At 61.0% G+C, this 22,755-nt stretch carries 22 protein-coding genes and 1 pseudogene; 8 read left to right on the top strand and 15 right to left on the bottom strand.

The window, feature by feature from the left end:
- The first annotated feature begins 244 nt into the window (after window positions 1-244).
- Window positions 245-1,711, top strand: coding sequence for a T6SS phospholipase effector Tle1-like catalytic domain-containing protein (locus AC07V9_RS21285; protein ID WP_495017617.1), 1,467 nt, complete (start codon window positions 245-247; stop codon window positions 1,709-1,711).
- A 46-nt stretch (window positions 1,712-1,757) separates the two neighbouring features.
- On the opposite strand, the gene AC07V9_RS21280 is transcribed toward AC07V9_RS21285, so the two are convergent.
- Entirely contained in the window at window positions 1,758-1,994 is a 237-nt protein-coding gene (locus AC07V9_RS21280) for a DUF2789 domain-containing protein (RefSeq protein ID WP_495017616.1), read from the bottom strand.
- 338 nt (window positions 1,995-2,332) lie between these two features.
- Between AC07V9_RS21280 and AC07V9_RS21275 the strand changes: the two genes are divergently transcribed.
- Window positions 2,333-2,800, top strand: a complete 468-nt coding sequence (locus tag AC07V9_RS21275) for a hypothetical protein (protein WP_495017615.1) — start codon at window positions 2,333-2,335, stop codon at window positions 2,798-2,800.
- 26 nt (window positions 2,801-2,826) lie between these two features.
- Here AC07V9_RS21275 and AC07V9_RS21270 read toward each other — a convergent pair whose 3' ends face one another.
- From AC07V9_RS21270 to AC07V9_RS21235, 8 genes are all read right to left on the bottom strand, one after another.
- Window positions 2,827-4,959 carry a TonB-dependent receptor gene (locus AC07V9_RS21270; RefSeq protein WP_495017614.1) on the bottom strand — a complete coding sequence of 711 codons (2,133 nt, stop codon included), beginning with the start codon at window positions 4,957-4,959 and terminating at the stop codon, window positions 2,827-2,829.
- Between the two features lie 122 nt (window positions 4,960-5,081).
- Window positions 5,082-5,471, bottom strand: a complete 390-nt coding sequence (locus AC07V9_RS21265) for a DUF2946 domain-containing protein (protein ID WP_495017613.1) — start codon at window positions 5,469-5,471, stop codon at window positions 5,082-5,084.
- Window positions 5,472-6,200: 729 nt separating this feature from the next.
- Window positions 6,201-6,569, bottom strand: coding sequence for a Na+/H+ antiporter subunit G (locus AC07V9_RS21260; protein ID WP_495017612.1), 369 nt, complete (start codon window positions 6,567-6,569; stop codon window positions 6,201-6,203).
- Window positions 6,566-6,844, bottom strand: a complete 279-nt coding sequence (locus AC07V9_RS21255) for a K+/H+ antiporter subunit F (protein ID WP_133751606.1) — start codon at window positions 6,842-6,844, stop codon at window positions 6,566-6,568. The genes AC07V9_RS21260 and AC07V9_RS21255 overlap by 4 nt, the downstream gene beginning before the upstream one ends.
- Window positions 6,841-7,329 carry a Na+/H+ antiporter subunit E gene (locus AC07V9_RS21250; RefSeq protein ID WP_495017611.1) on the bottom strand — a complete coding sequence of 163 codons (489 nt, stop codon included), beginning with the start codon at window positions 7,327-7,329 and terminating at the stop codon, window positions 6,841-6,843. Before AC07V9_RS21250 ends, AC07V9_RS21255 begins: the two co-directional genes overlap by 4 nt.
- A complete protein-coding gene (locus AC07V9_RS21245; protein WP_495017610.1) occupies window positions 7,326-9,005 on the bottom strand; it encodes a monovalent cation/H+ antiporter subunit D in 1,680 nt (559 codons plus the stop codon). The genes AC07V9_RS21250 and AC07V9_RS21245 overlap by 4 nt, the downstream gene beginning before the upstream one ends.
- The gene (locus AC07V9_RS21240; protein ID WP_081568723.1) at window positions 9,002-9,346 is read right to left on the bottom strand and encodes a Na+/H+ antiporter subunit C; all 345 of its coding nucleotides are present in this window, start codon (window positions 9,344-9,346) and stop codon (window positions 9,002-9,004) included. The genes AC07V9_RS21245 and AC07V9_RS21240 overlap by 4 nt, the downstream gene beginning before the upstream one ends.
- Window positions 9,346-12,279, bottom strand: coding sequence for a monovalent cation/H+ antiporter subunit A (locus tag AC07V9_RS21235; RefSeq protein WP_495017609.1), 2,934 nt, complete (start codon window positions 12,277-12,279; stop codon window positions 9,346-9,348). The genes AC07V9_RS21240 and AC07V9_RS21235 overlap by 1 nt, the downstream gene beginning before the upstream one ends.
- Before the next feature lie 368 nt (window positions 12,280-12,647).
- Between AC07V9_RS21235 and tusA the strand changes: the two genes are divergently transcribed.
- Window positions 12,648-12,902 carry a sulfurtransferase TusA gene (tusA, locus tag AC07V9_RS21230; RefSeq protein WP_495017608.1) on the top strand — a complete coding sequence of 85 codons (255 nt, stop codon included), beginning with the start codon at window positions 12,648-12,650 and terminating at the stop codon, window positions 12,900-12,902.
- 78 nt (window positions 12,903-12,980) lie between these two features.
- Window positions 12,981-14,129, top strand: a complete 1,149-nt coding sequence (gene pdxB, locus AC07V9_RS21225) for a 4-phosphoerythronate dehydrogenase PdxB (RefSeq protein ID WP_495017607.1) — start codon at window positions 12,981-12,983, stop codon at window positions 14,127-14,129.
- Here the strand turns inward: pdxB and AC07V9_RS21220 are convergent, their stop codons facing one another.
- Both AC07V9_RS21220 and AC07V9_RS21215 read right to left on the bottom strand, forming a co-directional pair.
- Entirely contained in the window at window positions 14,130-15,107 is a 978-nt protein-coding gene (locus AC07V9_RS21220; RefSeq protein ID WP_495017606.1) for a zeta toxin family protein, read from the bottom strand.
- Between the two features lie 181 nt (window positions 15,108-15,288).
- On the bottom strand, window positions 15,289-15,465 hold the full coding sequence (locus tag AC07V9_RS21215; protein WP_495017605.1) for a PA1571 family protein: 177 nt from the start codon (window positions 15,463-15,465) through the stop codon (window positions 15,289-15,291).
- A gap of 299 nt (window positions 15,466-15,764) precedes the next feature.
- Between AC07V9_RS21215 and AC07V9_RS21210 the strand changes: the two genes are divergently transcribed.
- Window positions 15,765-17,543 (top strand): ABC transporter transmembrane domain-containing protein, encoded by a 1,779-nt coding sequence (locus AC07V9_RS21210; protein ID WP_495017604.1) that lies wholly within the window; start codon window positions 15,765-15,767, stop codon window positions 17,541-17,543.
- A 141-nt stretch (window positions 17,544-17,684) separates the two neighbouring features.
- On the opposite strand, the gene ppnP is transcribed toward AC07V9_RS21210, so the two are convergent.
- Window positions 17,685-17,972 carry a pyrimidine/purine nucleoside phosphorylase gene (ppnP, locus tag AC07V9_RS21205; protein ID WP_495017603.1) on the bottom strand — a complete coding sequence of 96 codons (288 nt, stop codon included), beginning with the start codon at window positions 17,970-17,972 and terminating at the stop codon, window positions 17,685-17,687.
- 89 nt (window positions 17,973-18,061) lie between these two features.
- On the bottom strand, window positions 18,062-18,604 hold the full coding sequence (locus tag AC07V9_RS21200) for a 3'-5' exonuclease (RefSeq protein ID WP_495017602.1): 543 nt from the start codon (window positions 18,602-18,604) through the stop codon (window positions 18,062-18,064).
- Between the two features lie 281 nt (window positions 18,605-18,885).
- Between AC07V9_RS21200 and AC07V9_RS21195 the strand changes: the two are divergent.
- Window positions 18,886-19,029 (top strand): annotated as a pseudogene (locus AC07V9_RS21195) (TetR family transcriptional regulator); the annotation flags it as partial.
- A 143-nt stretch (window positions 19,030-19,172) separates the two neighbouring features.
- On the top strand, window positions 19,173-20,003 hold the full coding sequence (locus AC07V9_RS21190; protein ID WP_495017601.1) for a substrate-binding periplasmic protein: 831 nt from the start codon (window positions 19,173-19,175) through the stop codon (window positions 20,001-20,003).
- Between the two features lie 56 nt (window positions 20,004-20,059).
- Here the strand turns inward: AC07V9_RS21190 and AC07V9_RS21185 are convergent, their stop codons facing one another.
- Window positions 20,060-20,227 (bottom strand): DUF2897 family protein, encoded by a 168-nt coding sequence (locus AC07V9_RS21185; RefSeq protein ID WP_074758439.1) that lies wholly within the window; start codon window positions 20,225-20,227, stop codon window positions 20,060-20,062.
- Between the two features lie 96 nt (window positions 20,228-20,323).
- Window positions 20,324-21,688: an ethanolamine permease gene (gene eat, locus AC07V9_RS21180; protein ID WP_495017600.1), complete on the bottom strand. Its 1,365-nt coding sequence runs from the start codon at window positions 21,686-21,688 to the stop codon at window positions 20,324-20,326.
- 363 nt (window positions 21,689-22,051) lie between these two features.
- Here eat and pyrF point away from each other — a divergent pair, with 363 nt between their 5' ends.
- The gene (gene pyrF, locus AC07V9_RS21175; protein WP_495017599.1) at window positions 22,052-22,750 is read left to right on the top strand and encodes an orotidine-5'-phosphate decarboxylase; all 699 of its coding nucleotides are present in this window, start codon (window positions 22,052-22,054) and stop codon (window positions 22,748-22,750) included.
- Window positions 22,751-22,755 lie beyond the last annotated feature (5 nt).

Genomic DNA, 22,755 nt, shown 5'->3' with positions numbered 1-22,755 from the left:
AAATATATTTAATTATTGCTCGGGCGCGTGTTTGTTGTTTACGTGTTCTGGTGATTTGTGGGTTTTAAAGAAGGTTGTTGTAAGAAGAATTAGCAGGCTTTGAATAACGGTCTGATATCTCAGTGGGATATTTCTGAAAGTGTAATACCTGTGTTGACGGTGCTGTGCGGGCAAGCATTCTGTGGGTTATGTGTCCAGATATTAAAACTGTCTGGGTTTTTAACCGCACTCACAGGTGTTTTTTATGACAGCACTTCACTCAGCTGCAGGTTCAAACGGCGTTGTCGGCGCGCTGAATGTCACTGTCCGTATTGGTGTTTTCTTCGACGGTACGGGCAATAATCGTATCAACAGCCAGATCGGCGCCGACTGCCAGGCCATGGCCGAAATCTACAAGGGCGCCCATATCAAGGAATGTGGCGGTCGACATTCGGACCCCAACAGCAGTTACAGCAATGATCTAACCAATATCGCGAAACTTGTAGATCTTTATCGCAATCAACCGATTGCCAGAAATGACGGGCAGGGCCTGAAAGTTTATCAAGCTATTTATGTCAGCGGCGTCGGGACCACGTCCGGTGGGCGGGATTCTTTTGTTTCAGGCCAGGGCTTTGGTCGGGGCAATACCGGTGTTCTGGCCAAGGTCGGCCGCGGTATCAAAAAAATAGATGGGGTACTCAAGGCCTTCGCCGGGCATAACCCGCAACACGTGATCGGCGCAGTGGAGTTCGATCTGTTCGGTTTCAGTCGCGGGGCTGCAGCGGCGCGTCATTTGGCCAATGAAGTTCTCAAACAGTCCCGTGGCGCCTTGGGGCCTCTGCTCAAGCAGGGACGATTACCGCTGGCTACGGGGTTTTCCTGGGCCTGCGGCAGCGTTCGACTGAAAGTGATCGGGTTGTTCGACACTGTTGCGGCGGTGGGTGGGATCTCCGATTTCGGCAACGTACGCGATGCCGTGAACGCGCGAGTCAATCTGTTCCTGCCTCCCGGGTGTGCGCAGCAGGTGCTGCATCTGGTGGCCGGCGATGAGCATCGGCGCAATTTTGCCCTGAATCGAGTGGCGCCTGACTGGCCGCGAGAAATCATCCTGCCCGGCAGTCACTCGGACATCGGTGGCGGCTACCCGCCGCAAAGCATGGAGATCGTGTCATTGACCCGACCCAGGCGCTGCCTGGTCAGCGCCGACACGCCCTACGACACCACCGATGCCTGGTTGCAGACCCATGCCGAGCTGGACACTCTGAATGCCCAGCGCTGGATCGATCCTGATGATGAAAATGCGTCGCTCAGCGTCGAATGTTTCGAGCGCATTGCCCAGCGCGGGCCGGGCATGAAGAGCGTGGTGGCGAGCGTCAAGCTGCAGCGGCGGGTGTTCGGACATCTATCGCGCATTTATCTGCGGGTCATGCACGCGCTGGCCTGTGATGAGGGCGCGCCGTTCATTGACCTTCCCGATACAGCGGACCTGAGCCTGCCGCCGGAGCTACGCGGGGTGGCCGTCAAATTGATCGCCTACGCCCGCGGGCAGGGTGAGCCTTTGACGGCAGAGGAGCTGCGCATGTTGTATCGCCGCTACATTCACTGTTCGGCGCACTGGAATGGTTCGATCGGTCGCCGAGGAGCCTTACTGGACAGCCTGTTTCTTCACGCTCCCGCCGCCGACGGGCGTGAGCATTTTCTAAATCTCAGCCAGCCGGGCTATCCGCTTTGATACAGGCGGCCTGAACAGGGCCGCCCTTGCCTGCTGTCTAACTTGATCAGTGGCGCGGATGCAACAGCTCATTGAGTTCATCCACCACCGGCGCCCACTCGGCGTCGACCCGCAGTTCTTCCTTCAGAAATCGCGCCTGTTGCGGCGTCCAGAATTCAGCGTCGATCAGCTTCACGTCGTCGGGCAGTGGATGCTGGCTGACGAATGCATCGATACTGGCCTGATCCGAATCCAGCCCCAGTTGCTCGAACAGTGTGGCAAGTGTGGGTGTAGTAATTTCCATGGTGTCTCCCTGGCGGGTCAAGGACCCTGTCTGGTGTGGTCGATCATCAACGCTGTGTAGCATCTGAGTGCGTTGGGTGCGCCAGAGTTCTAAGCGTTTGCCATAACGATTCAGCTGCCGCGTTCAGGGCGCGGATACGATTGCACACAGCCGTCACGGCAATGTCGTGTACAAAAACCGCGACATTACGGACGAAAGGCATATATCCCATATAGACTCTCAGCCGGTAGAATCCGTGCTCGTGCCAGCGTCCGGCCTCCGGGACGCACCGTTTATCTCGTCTTTTCCTTGTCTGGCCGATAGCCAGGCGAGTTCCTATCAGGTTGGGAGTTTGTACATTGGCAGTAAGTAATCTGGATACCCATGCGTTATTCGTGCTGGGGGATTTGCGCGCGAAGTTGGTGAAGCAGTTCCAGGCACGTTTCGTTTATGTCATCGAGCAGTCTCCCGAGGGCATCTACATGTCCGAAATCGACACCGAGGGCGCCATGGTGGTCGATGACAAGCCGCGTCTGGAGCTTAAAGTGGGTGACCATTTCCGCGCCGCGGTATTGCCCAGCCGTGAAGGCGGCAAGTTCGAAATCCGTTTTCGCGAGATCAAGATGACCATCTACGGCCTGGGCGAGTATGCCTTTGTCGATGTGCCGGAAGGTCATGGCATCGTGTTCAAGGAATCCCACACCGTGTTCATGGTGTTCGCCGCCCATGAGCAGATTCAGCTGGGCCTGAGCAAAATCCTCAAGGCCGCGACCGCCAAGGCCGCGAAGTGGCGAAAGGGCGAATTGACGTTCAAGGCCAGCGAGTAATCCGCCAGCCCTGAAGCATCACCGGATCAGAAGCGCGTCTGTACCGCCAGCTCGAACGTACGGGGTTCGCCCAGGTAGTACGCCGGCGAAACGTGGGCGAAGCGGGCATAGACCTCGTCGGTCAGGTTACGCACGCGGCCGGTGATCGAGGTGTGAGAGTCGACCTTGAAGGTCAGAAAGCTGCCATACAGCGTGTAGGACGGCACAGTCTGGGTATTGGCGTTGTCGGCATACACCGACGCCACATAACGCGCGTCCACGCCACCTTGCCAACTGGGCGTGAAGTCGTAGGTCAGCCACAGATTGGCGACCCTGTCCGGCACGTTGGTGGGCGTATTGCCCTTGCGCGAGACCACGACTCCAACGGCATTCTTTTCGTTGAACTCGTTGTACTGCGCGTCGACCCAGGCCACATTGCCCTCAAGCAACAGACTCGGCGTGATCCGCAATGCACTGGCCAGCTCAACGCCCCGCGAGGATTGCTGACCCACTGCAATGGTGTTGGTCGGGTCCTGCGGATCGGTGACGGCAAAGTCCTTGCGTTCGATGGTGTAGGCCGCGACTGTCGCCGAGCCGCGCCCTTGCAGGTAATCGAACTTGCTGCCGATTTCCCACTGCTTGCCCGTCGACACATCGAAATTCTGCGTGCCGCTCGGTTGTTCAGCCGCCGTGCTGTATTGCACATACACGTTGGCGCTGGGCAAAAACTGCCAGGTCAGCCCCGCACGGCCCGTGACCGGCTGCCAGTCGCGACGCAGATGCCGAGGGTTGCTGGCCGTCACCACGCGATGATTGGTCACGTCCAGATCGATGTCGTCATAGCGCAGCCCGGTCACCAGCGACCACTGCTCGCTCAGCGCCAGGCGGTTTTCCACGAACACGGCCCTGGTCGTCACCTGATTGGTCTTGTCCTTCACAAAGCCCTGTCGCGTGCCTGGCAAATCATAGAAATGACCGGGGTCGAAGTGATCCGGGTCGACGCTGTTGTTGGCGGGCACATTCCACGGATTGCTGGTCGTGCTGTTGACCTTGTACTCGAAACCGCCCGCCCAGGTCGTGGCCATGCCCAGTAGTTTGCTGTCATGACGCAGCTCGAACTGATCGCCGCCTTGCGTGCCTTCGTGGCGAACGAGATAGGCGGTGGAGCGATTGATTGCGCTGTTGTCGGCGTTGTACTGATAGGTCTCCAGGTTGCGGTAATCGCGCTGACTGTCCAGGTGATACAGGGTGTTGCGCAGGGCCGTGGCGTCGTCGATGCGGTAGTCGATGATCGAGCGAATCCACTTCGTGCGCTGTTCGTACAGCCCGTCGTCGACGTTGTAATTGCGAAAGCGGTTGTGTTTGTCGATCTTCAATTCGCCGGCCTTGGGGTTGAGCACCGGCGTGCCCCAATAGGGGCTGTCCTCGTGCTCGTCCTGATACTCCAGGGCCAGGGTGTGGGACAGATCCGGCGTGATGTCGCTGAGCAGGGAAAAGGCCACGTTCCAGGCATCGTTTTCCTGACGGTCGATGTAGCCCTTGCTGGTGGTGTGGCTGACGTCGAGTCGGGCGTAGTGTTGAATCTCCGAGGTCGGGTCGCTCAGCGCATGGTTCACGCCGAACGCGGTTTGCGTGGTATCGAAACTGCCATAGCTGACGCGCCCTTCGGCGGCCTGCTCCTGGCGGGTCGCCAGCTTGGTGACGTAGTTCAGCGAGCCGCCCACGGAGCCTGCGCCGTTCATCACGGAAGAGGGCCCGCCGAGCAATTCGACCCGATCATAAATCCAGCTGTTGACCGGCCGTGCCAGCCCCGTCGCGACGTTGATGCCGCTGAACATCTGCGTCACCTGGCTGCTGGTAAAACCGCGATAGGAAATAAACCCGCCGAAACCGGGAGGTGCGCTGGCGTTGACGCCGGGCAGGGTGTTGGCAGCGTCCTGAAAGTTTTGCGCGCCACGACGTTCGATGTCCGCGCGGTTGGCGACTGCGATCGAGGCCGGTGTTTCGCGTAGGGTCAGCCCCAGATGGCTGGCGCTGGTGGGCTGTTGTTCGAGGTTCAGGCCGGTGGCGTCAGTGATGTTTTCATCGTTGATCGTGACCGGGGCCAGATCGATGGGCTGTGCGTAGGCCACAGGAGACAGGCTGCCGATCAAACCGGCGAGCAGGGGGATACGTTGCATGGTGGGAACCTGAAATGAGGTCGAGCGAATCCCAAGTCTTCGGCGCATGTTTGCGACAGACGTGTGTCGGCCACGCAAACAGGTATCCGAAAAAACGGGAACGTTAAGGGGCTGAAGTCAGATCAGGCGAAGGGTGGTGCGCGGGGATTGGCGGTGGGCCAATGGAAAGACGAGGGGGGATCAAAGGACGCAACCACCGCAGGTGGCGGGCTGTGTTGTTCGGGGAGGATGGCCAGGGTCAGGCTGGAATTCAGCGCCGGACCCATGCCGCCGGTGGAGCACAGGGGGCATCCGAAAGCGGCGGAGAGGGTAGGCAGCTTCTGCTCACCCGGTTTGAACGGATCGACCGTGGTGAGGGCGCGGCCATCGGTGGAGCAGAACTCGCCGCCGATGCCGTTGAGTTGCATGCCGACCATTTGGCCGTGGCCGATGCTGCAGGCAAACACGTTGAACAGGACGCAGCAGTAGAGCATCCATGCGATCAGGTGGCGGTCTGCGCGGGTCAGTTTCATGGCGCGGGAATGTATCAGAAGTGATGCGATGGACGCGGTGCGACAAATTGGCGCTGCTGTTTTTTTGGGGGGAGTGTGTATATCCATTGCTGCGGGTGTTGCTGATTACGGTTCCGCTTTTACAGCGGTTTCTGCCTAACGGCAGAAGCGTTCCGCCTACGGCGGGTTACTTGGAAAAGTCGGAATGCCGCACCACCCCCAAGTAACCAGGTGCTTGCTCCTGGTTGGATTCCTCCTTCGTCGGAATACCCTCACTCGGGTGACGCTCCGTGGGCCCGCGCCGAACGGACATCCATGTCCTAGCGGCGCTCTCGCGGCATCCATGCCGCTCGACCCACGGAGCGCCACCTGCGTTCGGCCTGCACCCAAGTCGCGTTTTGCGGCGTCTGGGCTGGCGTGCATGAAGATCAAAATCAAAAGCGAACACCTATCTTGGCTTCACCACCGATCTCCCCTGTAGGAGCAGTCGGAGGTTACGACGGCCGCGAAAGCGGACTTTCAGGCACAAATGTTTTATCTGACCCACCGCATTCGCGGCCGTCGTAACCTCCGACTGCTCCTACAGGTATTGCGTTGGCTTTGGTTACTTGGTGTCTTTTCAAGTAACTCGCCGAAGGCGAAACGCTTCTGCCGTTAGGCAGAACCCGCTGTAAAAGCGGAACCCTAATCAGCCGTTACCAAGGAAACGGATATACACACCACACTCAAAAAACCATAAAACCCCAAACCTCACTTCCCCTCATGCCGCCCCTCAGAAACCTCTGGCGGCACATCCTCATCCCCCGACATGCGCTTGCGAAACAACCCCGTCCGGGCCAAGAGCAACGTCGTCACCGGCACCGTAATCGCCAACAGAATCGGAATCAGCCAGGCATGCAACACCGGCCCTTCCTTCAACGCCGAAAAGTAAACGATCGACGCCAACGCCACGCACCACGCCCCGATCGTCGACGCCAGCGCAGGTGGATGCATGCGCTGGAAAAAATTCTTCATCCGCAACAACCCGAACGCCCCCACCAGCGCGAACAGACTGCTCGCCACCAGCAACAGCGCCGTCAGTACCTCCACCCAGAACGGCAGCACATGCAGCGAATTCATTCGATCACCTCGCCGCGCAGCAGGAACTTCGCCAGGGCGAACGAGCCGACAAACCCGAACAGCGCAATCAACAGCGCCGCCTCGAAATAGGTGTCACTGGCATAACGAATCCCCAGCACCAGCATCATCAGCATCGCCAGCAGATACAGATAATCCAGCGCCAACACGCGGTCTTGCGCCGAGGGGCCTTTGAACAGGCGGATCAGGGTCAGGATCATCGCGACGGTGAACAGCGACAGGCTGAGCAAAATCGCGTTGGTCAACAGCGGGCTCATTGAAAGATCTCCATCAACGGGCGTTCGTAGGTGGTCTTGAAGTGCTCGATGAAGCGCACCTCGTCATCCAGGTCGAACACGTGCATCAGTAGCACACTGCGATCGAGCGCCAGTTCCGACCAGACCGTGCCCGGCACCACGGTGCAGATCATCGACAGTGCGGCCAGTCCATGGGCGTCGTGCAGGTCCAGCGGCACTTTGACGAAGGCCGAGCGCGGCGGCTTCTGCCCGGCGCGCAGTACACCCCAGGCCACCTGCAGGTTCGAGGACAGCACATCGCGCCCCACCCGAAAGAACAGCTTCAGGGCCACGCCCGGTTTGCGAATTCGCGCGGGTTGCGGACGCAGCGGCGCGAACAGGATCGGCGCGAGAAAGCCCAGCAGCGCGCCGAGCAGCAGGTTGCCCGCGCTCAGGGACAGGTTGAGCAGCAGCCACAGCGCCCATAACGACAGCGACAACAGTGGCGCAGGAAACAGGCGCTTCATGGCTGCACCTCCACGCTGGCTGTGCTTGGCGAAGGCACCGGTTTGGCGGCCATCACCGACAGCACGTATTGCTGCGGGTCATGCAGGGCCTGGGCGGTGTCCTGAGTGTAATGCAGCAGCGCCTGAGCCTTGAACGTCAGCACGATGCAGGCGCCGAGCAACAAGGCAATGGGGATGCATTCGTTGCGGCGCAGGGCGGGGGATGGGCGATCCTGGGCGGTCCAGAAGCGCTTGATGCCGACACGCACGAAGGCGAACAGCGAGGCCAGCCCCGAGACGATCAGCAGCGAAACGAGGGTCCAACTGTCGGCGCGGATCGCTTCGTCTTTCGCCACGTCCAGTCCCAGCGGGTTGAGCAGGGCACTGATCAGGGTCAGTTTGCCGAGAAAGCCCGACAGCGGCGGCATACCGATGATCAACAGCGCGCAGGCGATGAAGCTCAGGCCCAGAAACGCCATGGTCCAGGGAATCACCTGACCGACCACGGCTTTTTGTTCGTCGTCGAGGTTGGTGCCCGGCACCGGGTGCAGCGATTCCAGCGCTTTGGGCAGTTGGTCGGCGTCGTCCTCCAGAGGAATTTCGTTGGCCGAGCGCGAGCGTTCGACCAGTTCAGCCAACAGGAACAATGCACTCAGGGCCAGGGTCGAGCTGACCAGATAGAACAGCGCGCCCGCCGTCAGGCTTGGCTGACCGAAACCGATGGCCGACAGCAGAATCCCTGCCGACACCAGAATGCTCAGGCTGGCCATGCGCTCGAGCCGCTGGGCCGCGACGATGGAAATCGCCGCCACCGCCAGCGTCGCCATGCCGCCCCAGATCAGCCAGTCGCCACCGAAGAACGCCGACGCTCCCGCCTGCCCGGAGAACAGCAGGGTCCACAGGCGCAGCAATGTGTAGGCGCCGACCTTGGTCATCAGTGCGAACAGCGCCGCCACTGGCGCACTGGCGGCGGAATAGGCCGGAACCAGCCAGAAGTTCAGCGGCCACATGCCGGCCTTGGCCAGAAACGCCACCGCGAGAATCGCTGCGCCTGCGTGCAACAGGCCCAGATCCGCCTCGGAGACTTGTGGGATTTTGACCGCAAGGTCGGCCAGATTCAGGGTGCCGGTTACGCCGTAAATCAGCGCGGCGCCAATCAGAAACAACGACGAAGCCAGCAGGTTAATGGTGATGTAATGCAGCCCCGCCGACACTCGCGCGCGTCCCGAACCGTGGAGCATCAGGCCATAGGACGCCGCCAGCAGCACTTCGAAGAATACGAACAGGTTGAACAGGTCGGCGGTCAGAAATGCACCGTACAGGCCCATCAGTTGAATCTGGAACAGCGCATGAAAGCTCGCGCCCGCGCGGTCCCAGCGGGCCAGGGCAAATAGCAGGGCGCATAAGGCGACGATACCGGTCAGCACCAGCATCAGCGCCGACAGGTGATCGACCACCAGCACGATGCCGAACGGCGACTCCCAGTTGCCCGGCAGGTAAACGCCAATGGACCCGGTGGTACCGGTCTTCTGCACCCACATCATCAGGCTGATCGAAATGGCCAGGCCCAGCGCTGTCGACAGCAGGTTGATGCGCGCCTTGAGCGGGCGATGTTTCTCGCCAAGCCACAGCATCAGTGCGGCGGTCAGCACCGGTAGCAGGATCGGCGCGATGATCAGTTGATTCATCAGACTCATTCACTGCTCTCCCGGCCGTCGACGTGGTCGTTGCCGGTCAGGCCGCGCGAGGCCAGCAGCACCACCAGAAACAGCGCGGTCATGGCGAAGCTGATGACGATGGCCGTGAGCACCAGCGCCTGGGGCAGCGGGTCGGTGTAGTTGAGCAGATCCTGTGGCACGCCGTCCTTGATGATCGGTTCCTTGCCAATGAACAGGCTGCCCATGCTGAAGATGAACAGGTTGACGCCGTAGGACAGCAGGCACAGGCCCATGACCACTTGGAAGGTCCGGGGGCGCAGGATCAGCCAGACGCCGGAGGCGGCGAGCACGCCGATGGCGATCGCGATGACTTCTTCCATCACAGGGCTCCTTGGGAAGAGGCGGGCGCAGGTTCGATCGGCTGCGGCAGCGAGGTCGGCCGATGGCTACGTACCGATTGGTGAGCCAGCGCAGTGAGGATCAGCAGTGTCGAGCCGACCACCACGGCGTACACGCCAATGTCGAAAAACAGCGCGCTGGCGATGTGCATGTCGCCCAGCAACGGCAGATGCAGGTGCGCGGTGTGGGTGGTCATGAACGGATAGCCCAGCGCCATCGAACCCAGGCCGGTGGCGAGAGCGAAGAACAGCCCGGTGCCCATCCAGCGCAGCGGGCGCAGGCTCATGTGCGCCTCGACCCACTGCGTGCCCGCGACCATGTACTGAAGAATGAACGCCACCGACATCACCAGCCCTGCGACAAAGCCGCCACCGGGCTGATTGTGGCCGCGCATGAACAGGTACATCGAGACCACGAACGCCACCGGCAGCAGCAGACGCACCAGCACGGCGGGCACCATCATGAAGCCCAGCGCGGTGTCCTGGGCGTGACGCGGGTTGACCAGGTCAGTCACCACATCCCGCGCCAGCAGGCGTTGTTGAGCGGGCAGGGCGATGCTTTCTTTCGGTGGGCGGAAGCGTCGCAGCAGGGCGAAAACGGTGAGCGCGACCACCGCCAGCACGGTGATTTCGCCAAAGGTATCGAAACCGCGGAAGTCCACCAGCATCACGTTGACCGCGTTGGTTCCGCCGCCCTGGGCCAACGCGCGGCTGAGGTAAAACTCGGAAATCGCGTTGGGCGTCGGGCGGGTCAGCATGGCGTAGGACAGCAGCGCCATACCGCCACCAACAGCCACCGACAGCACGAAGTCACGCACCCGTCGGGCCCGTGCGCGATTGCGTGAGCGGGGTGGCGGGACGACGTTTTCATTCCGGCGTGGCAGCCAGCGCAGCCCGAGGAGAATCAGCACGGTGGTGACCACCTCAACGGCCAACTGGGTCAAGGCCAGGTCCGGCGCGGAGAACCAGACAAAGGTCACGCAGGTCATCAGGCCGCAGACGCCGACCATGGTCACCGCGGCGAGCCGGTGATATTTGGCCTGCCAGGCAGCCCCGAGGGCGCAGGCGATGGCGATCAACCAGAGCATGACGAACACGCCAGAGCCCGGAATTTTCGGTCGGTCGCCCCAAGTCAGGCCGCCTTCGTACATCGGCACGAAGCCTGCGACCAGTGCCACGAACACCATCAGAAACAGTTGCGCTTGCAGGCGTCGGGTCGTCAGCAGGCCTTCCAGCCCACGCGCCACGCGCAGTTTGGTCACCAGCACCGCTTCGAACAGGCGCTTGCCGTTCAGGCGCCCGATCAGCGGAGTGCGCTTGAAGCGTTCGCGTTTGAAATGCGGACGCAGGAAGAGATAGAGCACGATCCCGGCCGCCATGGCGATCAGGCTCATGATCATTGGCGCGTTCCAGCCGTGCCAGATGGCCAAGCTGTATTCGGGCAAGGTGCCGCCCACTACAGGCTGCGCGGCGGCGGCCAGCAACGGGCCGACGGAGAGCGCCGGGAAGATTCCGACGATCAGGCAGGCCAGCACCAGCAGCTCCACCGGAACCCGCATCCAGCGCGGCGGTTCGTGGGGCGTGTGGGGCAGGTCGGTGGCTTTCGGGCCGAAGAACACATCCACCGTGAAGCGCAGGGAATAGGCGACGCTGAAGGTCCCGGCGATGGTCGCGATCACCGGCAGCGCGGCTTCGACCCAGGCAGTGGAAGTGATGAATACGGTTTCGGCGAAAAACATCTCCTTGGACAGAAAACCGTTGAGCAGGGGCACGCCAGCCATTGCTGCGCTGGCGACCATGGCCAGAGTGGCCGTATAGGGCATGAGCCTGATCAGGCCGCTGAGTTTGCGAATGTCGCGCGTGCCGCTTTCGTGGTCGATGATGCCGGCGGCCATGAACAGTGAGGCTTTGAAGGTCGCGTGGTTGAGGATATGAAAAACCGCAGCGACCGCGGCTAGGGGACTGTTGAGGCCCAGCAGCAGGGTAATCAGGCCCAGGTGGCTGATGGTGGAATAGGCAAGCAGGCCCTTGAGGTCGGTCTGGAAAATCGCTGAATAGGCGCCGATCACCAGCGTGCAGGCCCCGGCGCCGCTGACGATCCAGAACCATTGCTCACTGCCGGACAGCGCCGGCCACAGCCGCGCGAGCAGGAACACGCCGGCCTTGACCATCGTCGCTGAGTGCAGGTACGCCGACACAGGCGTCGGTGCGGCCATGGCGTGGGGCAGCCAGAAATGGAAGGGGAATTGCGCACTTTTACTCAGCGCGCCGATGAGGATCAGGGTCAGCAGAACGGGATAAAGCGCGTGAGCGCGGATTGCATCGCCTGAGGTCAGCACTCGGTCCAGGTCGTAACTGCCGACCACATGGCCGAGCAGCATGACCCCCACCAGCAGCGCCAGCCCGCCCGCACCGGTGACCATCAGGGCCATGTAGGCGCCGCGTCGGGCGTCGGCGCGATGGTGCCAGTAGCCGATCAACAGGAAGGAAAATACGCTGGTCAGCTCCCAGAAGAACACGATCTGAATCAGGTGCCCGGACATCACCAGGCCGAGCATCGCGCCCATGAAAGCGAGAAAAAACGAGAAGAATCGCGGGACCGGATCGTCAGGCGACATGTAATAGCGGGCGTAGAGCGAGACGAGGGTGCCGATGCCCAACACCAGCATCGAGAACAGCCAGGCAAAGCCGTCCATGCGCAGGACGACATTCAGGCCCAGGCTGGGCAACCAGAAGAATTCTTCGCGGATCACGCCGCCATGGGCGATTTGCGGGTACCAGAGCGCCACCTGAATCGCGCCGATCAGGGCGATCAGGCCAGCCAGAAGGGATTCGGTGTTGCGCGCGTTGTGCGGCAAAAGCGCCGCCAGACAGCTGCCGATGAAAGGCAGAAGCAGTAGAACTATCAGGGACATAGGCTTCTAATCTGCGGATAAATGTCAAGGATCATACGGGCTGGGTCGTTCATCACCAACCGCCAAGATGTCGCAGAATCCTACAAAGTCGTCAGGGAGCAGCGTAGTTGACCACTGTGAACGCGGAAGGTTGATCAACTGAACTTTTGTAGGAGCCGCTGGAGCTGTGCGACGCCCGCGACGCGGTAGAACAGTCAATCATGAGTCGTCTGACCCACCGCCTTCGTGGCCTTCGTAACCTCAGACTGTCTCCCACAGTAACGGTGTTCGGCACGTGCCCGGCGGCGTGCTCAGGGTCAGCAAGACCAACGACGATTGGCGACTCTATTCATTTAAGCGACAATGCGCGCCAGTTTCCGGAGTGCCCCATGTCTGATTCCATCGAAAGCCTTGCCGTTGACGCCGTTCTCGACGCGACGGGCCTCAATTGCCCGGAGCCGGTGATGATCCTGCACCAGAAGGTGCGCGATCTGCCGGCGGGCGGCCTGCTCAAGGTCATCGCCACCGACCCGTCGACCCAGCGCGACATTCCCAAGTTTTGCGTCTTCCTCGACCACGAACTGGTCGACAAGCAGGCAGCCGACGGCGTCTACCTGTACTGGATTCGCAAGAAACTCGCCTGAGCTCACCGCTGAAACGGCCGCAGCGCTGGCCCCCTCGTGTGCCAGCGCCTACACTGCCGCCACTTCAGGGAGCTCACCATGCGCATAGTTGCTGACGAAAACATTCCACTGCTCGACGCCTTCTTCGCAGGTTTCGGCGACATCCGTCGTTACCCCGGCCGCACCCTCGACCGCGCTGCCGTGGCCGATGCCGACATCCTGCTGGTGCGCTCGGTGACCAAAGTCACCCGCGAACTGCTGGAAGGCACGGCGGTACGGTTCGTCGGCACCTGCACCATCGGCACCGATCACCTCGATCTCGACTACTTCAACGAAGCGGGCATTCAATGGTCCAGCGCGCCGGGCTGTAACGCCCGTGGTGTGGTGGATTACGTACTCGGTAGTCTGTTGACCCTGGCTGAAATCGAAGGTGTCGAGCTCAACCAGCGCACTTACGGCGTGGTCGGCGCAGGGCAGGTGGGCGGTCGTCTGATCGACGTGCTGCGCGGGCTGGGCTGGAAGGTGCTGGTCTGCGACCCGCCGCGCCAGGCCGCTGAGGGCGGGGATTACGTCAGCCTCGACGAAATCATCGCCCACTGCGACGTCATCAGCCTGCACACGCCATTGAACAAGGGCGGCGAGCTACCGACCTGGCACCTGTTCGACCGCGCGCGTCTTACGCAACTCAAGCCCGGCGCCTGGCTGATCAACGCCGCCCGCGGCCCGATCGTGGACAACACCGCGCTGCGTGAAGTGTTGCTTGAACGTGAAGACCTGCAAGCCGTGCTCGATGTCTGGGAAGAAGAGCCGCTGGTCGATGTCGAGCTGGCCGAGTTGTGCGTCATCGGCACCCCGCACATTGCCGGTTACAGTCTCGACGGCCGGCAGCGCGGCACCGAACAGATTTATCGGGCGCTGTGCGCGCACCTTGTCCAGCCAGCCACCATCGAACTGCAAGACCTGCTGCCAAAGCCGTGGCTGGCGCAGGTTTCCCTTGATGCCAAGACGGATCCGACCTGGGCACTGAATATGCTGTGTCGAGGCATTTATGACCCGCGCCGCGACGATGCGGATTTTCGCCGCAGTCTGGTGGGCGACGCGGCGAGCCAGCGCCTGGCCTTCGATGCCTTGCGCAAGCATTACCCGCCGCGCCGGGAAATCGAAGGCCTGCCAGTGAGCCTCAACGGTCAGTCCGCGCAGCTGGAGCAGATCATTCAGGCGCTGGGTGCGGTCATGGTCAGCGCGTGATCACTCGACGTATTTCTTGATGTAACCCCACAGCGTTTCCGGCAGGCGCGGCGGGATCTGTTTCCAGAACCCGCGCATGCGCGCCAGCGCGGCGTAAGCCTCTTGCCAAGCTTCGTGACGATCCTGGCCAGTGATCGGTGCCTCGACCAGTGCGATGAAGCTGGCGTAACTGCAAGGCACCGGCAGCGCTTCGCTGCGTTCGATGCGATGGGTCTGCTCCTGCACCGTAATGCTGGCGCCGCTCTCATCGGTGAACACATAAGGCGTGAGCGTGTTGATCCGCTCGCAACGGCTGCTGCACAGCTGTTTGCGGTTCTTCAGCGCGCCGAAGCCGCGCTCGTACATGCTGATGCTCGAGCCGCTGACGCGCATGCACGCAGTCTCGAACGCGTTGAGAATCACCTCGGCGTTCTCGATGCTGGTCTCGATGGTGGCGATGTCGACGAAGCGCTCCAGGGTGCCTTTTTCCAGCGCATTGAGGGCACGCTTGATGGTCGACAGGTGCACGAAATCCTTCTTGCAGCCAATCAGGTGCACATCAAATTGATAATCGGCCAGTTCCGGCCCGGTGATCACCGTGGCGAACGCTTTCGTGTCCAGCGCCGTCTCCATGACGATGTTGAACTTGTTCTGGTGGGCATGGGTGAAGATCAGGCTGCACAACTCCCAGATGAATGACTCGGTGTGCTTGTAGCGGCTGGTGACGTCCTGATCGGCGAACTCGGCATAGCGGGGGTGCAGTTCGCGCAGGCCTTCGGAATACAGGTGCACGAAGTTGTCGTAGCGCGCTTGCTTGAGCAGGGTGTTGTTGAGCATGTAGGTCTTGCCCGAGCCCTGAACCCCGGCCACCACGAGGATTTTCGGCGCGGGCTGACCATCCTCGCCGATGTCGCGGGGCACATCGAACAGGGTCTTTTCCAGTGCTGTGTAAACGGTGTGCAATTCGGCTTGGGTATAGCTGAAACGTGAAGCGGACATTTCGATCCTCCTTGGATAACGTCATTTGACGGTTTACGGCCGTGGACGTAATCGGAGGATCGAGAGGCGTGCAACCCGCTTGTGCGGGTAGTCTATTGCCGAATGTTGCTCTTGCCGGTTTGAATCGTTTGCAGGCATAAAAAACCCGGCGAGGGGGCCGGGTTTTGAAGGCGTCTATTCATCAATCTTGTTTTTCAGGTTTGACCCAATACTTCTCGCATTCCTGACATGCGGCCTGAACCATTTCCTCAGTAATCAGGATCTGATTCCCGTCTTGGTCGAGAATGGCTCCGCCCAGTTGAGCGTCGGGTTGCGGCCGTACCAGGGGTTCTTGATTGCTGCTGTTCTGCAAGCTCATGGCCTGTCTCCTCATCAGGTTGTGCGCTTCAATTTAGCCACGCTTGATGACCACGCCATGACATCCCTGGACGCTTTCAAGCGTCCTTTCAGTCCAACAGATGGGCGAGAAAGTCGCCAGCCATCGGTTAGACCGATCCACTCTAACCGTCCTCGATTAGCGTCATAACGCGGCGCGGCAAAACGTGGACACTTGTATCCTGACTGGCATCTGGGCGTTGAGTTCAGCAAAAGACGACGAGCGTACCTTCATGTGCGGGTGTAGGCTCTGGCGCTTGAGTCGTCTATCGGGTGTATTTCATGGCTGCAGTGTTTTCCGGGCGTCAGCGCCATGCCCTTCGTCTGGCGCTGCGGATGATCGCGCCGTATCGCAAACAGGCCATTGGCGCACTGGTGGCGTTGATCGTCACCGCCGCGATCACCTTGTCCATGGGGCAAGGCATCCGCCTGATGGTCGATCAGGGATTTCTCACCCGCTCCCCGACGTTGCTCAACGAAAGCATCGGCCTGTTCATGGTGCTGGTGCTTGCACTGGCCGTCGGCACCTTCACGCGGTTTTATCTGGTGTCCTGGATTGGCGAGCGGGTGGTGGCTGACCTGCGTAAGGAGGTGTTCGACCACTTGGTGAGCCTGCATCCCGGCTTTTACGAGAACAACCGCAGCTCCGAGATTCAGTCGCGCCTGACTGCCGACACCACCCTGCTGCAATCGGTCATCGGCTCCTCCTTGTCGATGTTTCTGCGCAACGCGCTGATGGTGATTGGCGGGGTGATCCTGCTGTTCTTCACCAACCCCAAACTGACCAGCATCGTGGTCGTGGCGCTGCCGCTGGTGGTGGCCCCGATCCTGATTTTCGGGCGTCGGGTGCGCAGTCTCTCCCGTGAGAGCCAGGACCGCGTGGCCGATGTCGGCAGTTATGTCTCTGAAGCCTTGGCACAGATCAAGACGGTACAGGCCTACAACCATCAGGAACAGGACCGACAACGTTTTGCGCAAACGGCTGAAGGCGCGTTTGACACGGCGCGCAAGCGGATTCTGCAGCGCGCGTGGTTGATCACCCTGGTGATCGTGTTGGTACTGGGCGCGGTCGGGGTGATGCTCTGGGTCGGCGGCATGGATGTGATTGCCGGCCGCATCTCGGGAGGCGAGCTGGCGGCGTTCGTGTTCTACAGCCTGATCGTCGGCAGCGCTTTTGGCACCCTCAGCGAAGTGATCGGCGAGATGCAACGGGCCGCCGGTGCCGCCGAGCGCATCACCGAGTTGTTGCAGGCACGCAGTGAAATCACGCCGCCCCAGAGCGACATGCTGACGTTGCCTGCGCGGGTCAGCGGGCGTCTGGCGCTGGAAAACGTCAGCTTTGCCTACCCGTCACGTCCCGAGCGCAATGCGTTGGAGGGTTTGAGTCTAAGCATCGAAGCGGGCGAAACCCTGGCGCTGGTGGGGCCCTCGGGGGCGGGCAAATCGACATTGTTCGACCTGCTGCTGCGTTTTTACGATCCGCAGCAGGGCCGCGTACTGGCCGAGGGTATCGCGGCCGAGCGCCTTGATCCGCAGGATTTGCGCCGCTGCTTTGCCTGGGTGTCGCAGACGCCGGCGCTTTTTTTCGGCAGCGTTGAAGACAACATTCGCTACGGCAATCCGCAGGCCAGTGACGAGCAGGTGCAGGCCGCTGCGAAAATCGCCCACGCCCATGAGTTCATTGAACTGCTCCCTCAGGGCTATCAGACCCACTTGGGCGACGGCGGCATGGGGCTTTCGGGCGGGCAGCGCCAGCGCCTGGCCATTGCCCGCGCGCTGTTGGCCGACGCGCCGATTCTGCTACTCGATGAAGCCACCAGCGCACTGGATGCGCAGAGCGAGCATTTGATTCAGCAGGCGTTGCCGACATTGATGAAGGGCCGCACGACCCTGGTGATCGCCCACCGGCTGGCCACGGTGCAGAACGCGGACCGGATTGCGGTGATGGATCAGGGGAAACTGGTGGCGGTGGGGACGCATCAGCAATTGATCGCCAGCAACCCGCTGTATGCGCGATTGGCGGCGTTGCAATTCAATGCGGGAGTGGACCGGTTGGGGTGATGTTGTTTTGTCTGTGGGAGTGGGCTGGTCTGTGGGAGTGAGCTTGCTCACCAACGCGCCGTTTCAGACGCAAGGATTGCGTTGAGTCCACCGCCGCTTGGTAAGCCAGCTCACTGCCACAGGTGTTCGCGTTTAGCTGGATCAGTCCTTGCGGTATTCGCACAGGTAAGCGGTTTCAACGCTCACTTGTAGGTCGAATTTGCTGTTGGCCGGCACGCGGAATTGATCGCCTGCGTTGAAGGTTTCCCAGTCGCTGGCGCCCGGCAGCAGCACTTTCAGCGAGCCCGAGACCACGTGCATGATTTCGCGATCAGCGGTGCCGAAGTTGTACTTTCCTGGAGCCATGACACCGATGGTGGCCGCGCCTTCGGCTTGCTGGAAGGCGATGGACTTGACGGTGCCGTCGAAATATTCGTTGACCTTGAACATGGCTGATCTCCTTGGAAAGGGCTGAAAAAGGTCGGCCAGTATGCCTAACGTACAAAAGGCCGTCATCCGCTTTGATAAATGCGTCACTTTCAGCCGGGCATCACCAATGGCAACAACCGGGCGGTGTTTCTCGCATCGGTCAGCGCGCGGTGTTGCTGGCCGTTGAAGTGCATGCCAGCCAGTTGCAGCGCGGTATTGAGGCCACAGGGTTTTTGCAGCTGCCGGGCGTCGGCGAAGCGCTGCTTGAGGTTGATGTGCGGCAGGCTGCTCAACTCGCTGGTCAACTGGTGCTGCTGCCATTGCCGCTCCAATTGCTGGCGATCGTAATCCCCCCAGCTGACCCAACCCACCAAGCGCGCCCGATGGTGGCTCATCCAGCGCTCCAATTGCGGCCAGATCAATGACAGGGCTTGCGCGCTGTCGATCTGGCTCTGCTGGATATGGGTCAATTCCCGACAGAAGGGGGTCAGCTGCGGTCTGCGCGTGGGACGAACAAAGCGCTCGAAATGGTCGATTTCCCGTCCGTCGGAGTTAACCACGCAGGCGCCGATTTCAATGATTTCCATTTCTGCCACTGGCCATCCGCCCTCTTCGGTGGTGGCCTCCAGATCTATCACCAACCAATGGGGCATCTCGAACTCCAGTTTGCAAACCGTGGCACCGCCATGCAGCGTAGTCACATTACGCCGGTGGCGTCCAACGCCTCGTTCGCACGTGCTCCAAGGCTGGGACTCGCTTTGAGTGCGATGGTTTGCCAGCGGCAGCCATTTTTTTATCGGACAAGGGACACAAATACCGGCCAAGCGCTTGCTTGGTGGTTGAGGTCGGCATAAATTGCGGCGCGACTGATCGTTTTTGTAAGGGCTTTTTTCGTATATCTGTTCGGGGCTTCGTGGTGGACGACTCGACGGTGATGCGCAGGTTGGTCGGGCGCGGTCTTGTGACCGATCCCCAAAGCCCGCGCGGCAAGCTGTTGCAGGTTGCGGCGCATTTGTTTCATCACAAGGGTTATGAACGCACGACCGTGCACGATCCGGCGGCAGAGGCGGGGATTCAGCGCTGGCCGAACAGGCGCTGCTGTTGGTGCTCAAATCCCCCGACCGGGAAAAGAGCGGGATTTGAGTCGATTTGACCGTTGTCTAATTGTGCGCGAATGCATAGCTTACGCGTTCTCCTATTCGCCAGAGGTGCTTTGTCTTGATGTCCACGCCGGTGCGGATGGCTTTGAATACGCTGTTGTTGGCAACGACCACCCTCTGCGCCTGGCAGGTGAGCGCGGCGCAAGTGGTGCGCATCGGTGCGGCGCACTTCCCGCCGTACACGATTCGCCCCGAGCGCGGTGAAGACACGGGGTTGCTGCCACAGATGGTCGAAGCCTTGAACGCCATGCAGAGCGACTATCATTTCGAGATGGTCCCGACCTCGATTCCCCGACGTTTCCGCGACTTCCAGCAGCAGCGGTTCGATATGGCGATTTTCGAAAACCCGGCCTGGGGCTGGAAGGACATCCCCCACGAGGATGTCGACATGGGCCTGGAAGACGCTGAAGTGTTCGTTGCCCATCGCGTTCAGGGGCGTACGCAAAACTGGTTCGAAGACCTCAGAGGCAAGCGGCTGGCGCTGTTCAGCGGCTATCACTACGCCTTCGCCCACTTCAATGCCGACCCCAAGTTTCTGGCCGAGAATTACAACGCCACGCTGACCTATTCCCATGACAGCAATCTGGCGATGGTGCTGCGCGACCGGGCAGACATCGCGCTGGTCACGCGCTCGTACCTGAGCACGTTTATGGCCGCCAACCCACAGGATGCCGGACAATTTTTGGTCTCGGACCGGGTGGATCAGGTCTATCGGCACTTCGCTTTGCTGCGTCCAAACGCGCCGATCAGCGGTGCGCAATTTGCCGATCTGCTGCGTCAGCTGCGCGAAAATGGCCAGATGTTCAAGATCTTCCAGCCTTTCCGTATCGCCGTCACGCCACAGGCCAGCCATCACGCAATTGCGCTGGATAATGTCGACAGTCGGGATTGAGACGTGGGCAGGGGGGCAGCGGGGGAGGCGGGCGGCAGTGTCACCGCCCGCTGACATCAACGGTCCCGCGCTTCCTTGGCGTCCATTTCAGCGTTGCGCTCATGGACGCGTTTGAGCTGTTCTTCGGTCAGGGGCAGTTTTTTCGCTGAATCCTTGAGCATCAGCAAACCACCCACGATCGAGCCGATTGCAATGACCAGAATTAACCAGGCGTACCAGGGCATGGGGGCTCTCTCCTTCTTGTGATACCGCTTTGAGCAACGGCGCTGCCCAGTGGTTCCATTGGAGGAGATGCCCGGTGGCCCCGGTACTGATAGCGGTCAGACCCCCGTCAACATCGAATCGGCCGGCGCCGACGAGCGCGCACGGCCGGTCATGCCAAAGTAAATGAAGCCCACGGCCATGAACGCCAGGAAGATCAGCCCGATCAAGGCGTTGAACCAAGCCATGGCGATTAGGCAGACCACTGCCAGCACCAGGGCGATTGCGGGCACGATCGGGTACCCCGGCGCGCGGAAGGTGCGCTCAAGCAGCGGCTCGGTCTTGCGCAGCTTGAACAGGCTCAACATGCTCATGATGTACATGACAATGGCGCCGAACACGGCCATGGTGATCATCGCGGCGGTCAGGGTCATGCCGCTGAGGTTGATCAGGCCATCGCTGTAAATCGCGGCGATACCGATCAGCCCGCCGGCGATGATCGCGCGATGGGGCGTCTGGAACCGCGACAATCTGGCCAGCGACGCCGGCAGGTAACCCGCTCGGGCGAGGGCGAAAAACTGCCGCGAATAACCCAGAATGATGCCGTGGAAGCTGGCGACCAGCCCGAACAGCCCGATCCACACCAGCATGTGCAGCCAGCCGGAGCTTTCACCGACCACGGCTTTCATCGCCTGCGGCAGCGGGTCGTTGATGTTCGACAGGGCTTTCCAGTCGCCCACGCCGCCTGCGAAGAACATCACGCCCATGGCCAGCAGCACCAGGGTAATGATGCCGCTGATGTAGGCTTTTGGAATGGTGCGCTTGGGATCTTTCGCTTCTTCGGCCGCCATGGCCGCCCCTTCGATGGCGAGAAAGAACCAGATGGCGAACGGAATCGCCGCGAACATCCCGGCAATCGCCGGCGCGCCAAAGCTGTCAGACCCGGCCCAGCCATTGAAGGCAAAGTTGCTGAAGCTGAATGCAGGCGCCACCACGCCCATGAACACCAGCAGCTCCAGCACAGCGAGCACGCAGACCACCAGTTCGAAGGTCGCGGCCAGCTTCACCCCCAGAATGTTCAGGCCCATGAACACGATATAGGCGCCAACCGCGGCGTGTTTCGGGTCCAGCGCCGGAAACTGCACATTCAGATAGGCGCCGATGGCCAAAGCAATCGCAGGCGGGGCGAAGACAAATTCGATCAGCGTGGCCAGGCCTGCGACCAGGCCGCCTTTCTCACCGAAGGCGCGGCGGCTGTAGGCAAACGGCCCGCCCGCGTGTGGGATAGCGGTGGTGAGCTCGGTAAAGCTGAAGATGAAACAGGTGTACATCGCCGCGACCATCAGCGACGTCAGCAAAAACCCCAGCGTCCCGGCCACGCCCCAGCCGTAACTCCAGCCGAAATACTCACCGGAAATCACCAGACCCACAGCGATCCCCCACAAATGCAGCGTGCCCAGCGTGGGCTTCAGTTGCGTATTCATGCGTCACTCCCTGGATTGATGGAATCATCGGGAGGGAGTGCGTTGCAGTGGTCATGCCAGCGGTTGGCGGGTGTGTCGTAATGTTTCGAAATGCGTCGTATGCAGGATGCTCTTTCGGTGATCAGGCGCTGATCGTGCACGAATAATGCGCATACGCTGCCCTCTGTGGGAGCGAATTCATTCGCGAGAGGCCGGGACATCCGATAGGGCTAGGTCAGATATAACGCCCCATCGCGAATGAATTCACTCCCACAGGGTGTGGCGCATCATCGTCTGTGGTCACACTTTACGATCACCGGGTCCCGCCCTGCAGTTGGTTCAGCTACAATGCGCGCCGATTTCGACTTGCCAGAGAACCCGCTCATGTCCGCCTGCCAGACCCCTATCATCGTCGCCCTGGATTTCCCGACCCGCGAAGCCGCGTTGAAACTGGCCGATCAGCTGGACCCCAAGCTGTGCCGGGTCAAGGTAGGCAAGGAGCTGTTCACCAGCAGCGCGTCGGGCATCGTCGAGACCTTGAACGACAAGGGTTTCGAAGTGTTTCTGGACCTCAAGTTTCACGACATCCCCAACACCACGGCGATGGCGGTCAAGGCGGCCGCCGAAATGGGCGTGTGGATGGTCAACGTGCACTGCTCCGGCGGCCTGCGCATGATGGAAGCCTGCCGCAACGTGCTGGACCAGCGCAGCGGCGCCAAACCGCTGCTCATCGGCGTGACCGTGCTGACCAGCATGGAGCGTGAAGACCTGGCCGCCATCGGTCTGGACATCGAACCGCAGGAGCAGGTGCTGCGTCTGGCGGCGCTGGCGCAGAAGGCCGGGATGGATGGCCTGGTGTGCTCGGCGCTGGAAGCCCAGGCCTTGAAAGCCGCGCACCCGGCGCTGCAGCTGGTGACGCCGGGCATTCGCCCGGCGGGCAGCGCCCAGGACGACCAGCGTCGCATCCTGACCCCGCGCCAGGCGTTGGATGCCGGTTCTGACTACCTGGTCATCGGCCGTCCGATCAGCCAGGCGGCCGATCCGGCCAGGGCGTTGGCGGCCGTGGTGGCTGAGTTGGCGTAAGTATT

Source organism: Pseudomonas sp. GW821-FHT02A11, assembly GCF_059421985.1.
This window is presented reverse-complemented; position numbering and strand designations above follow the sequence as displayed.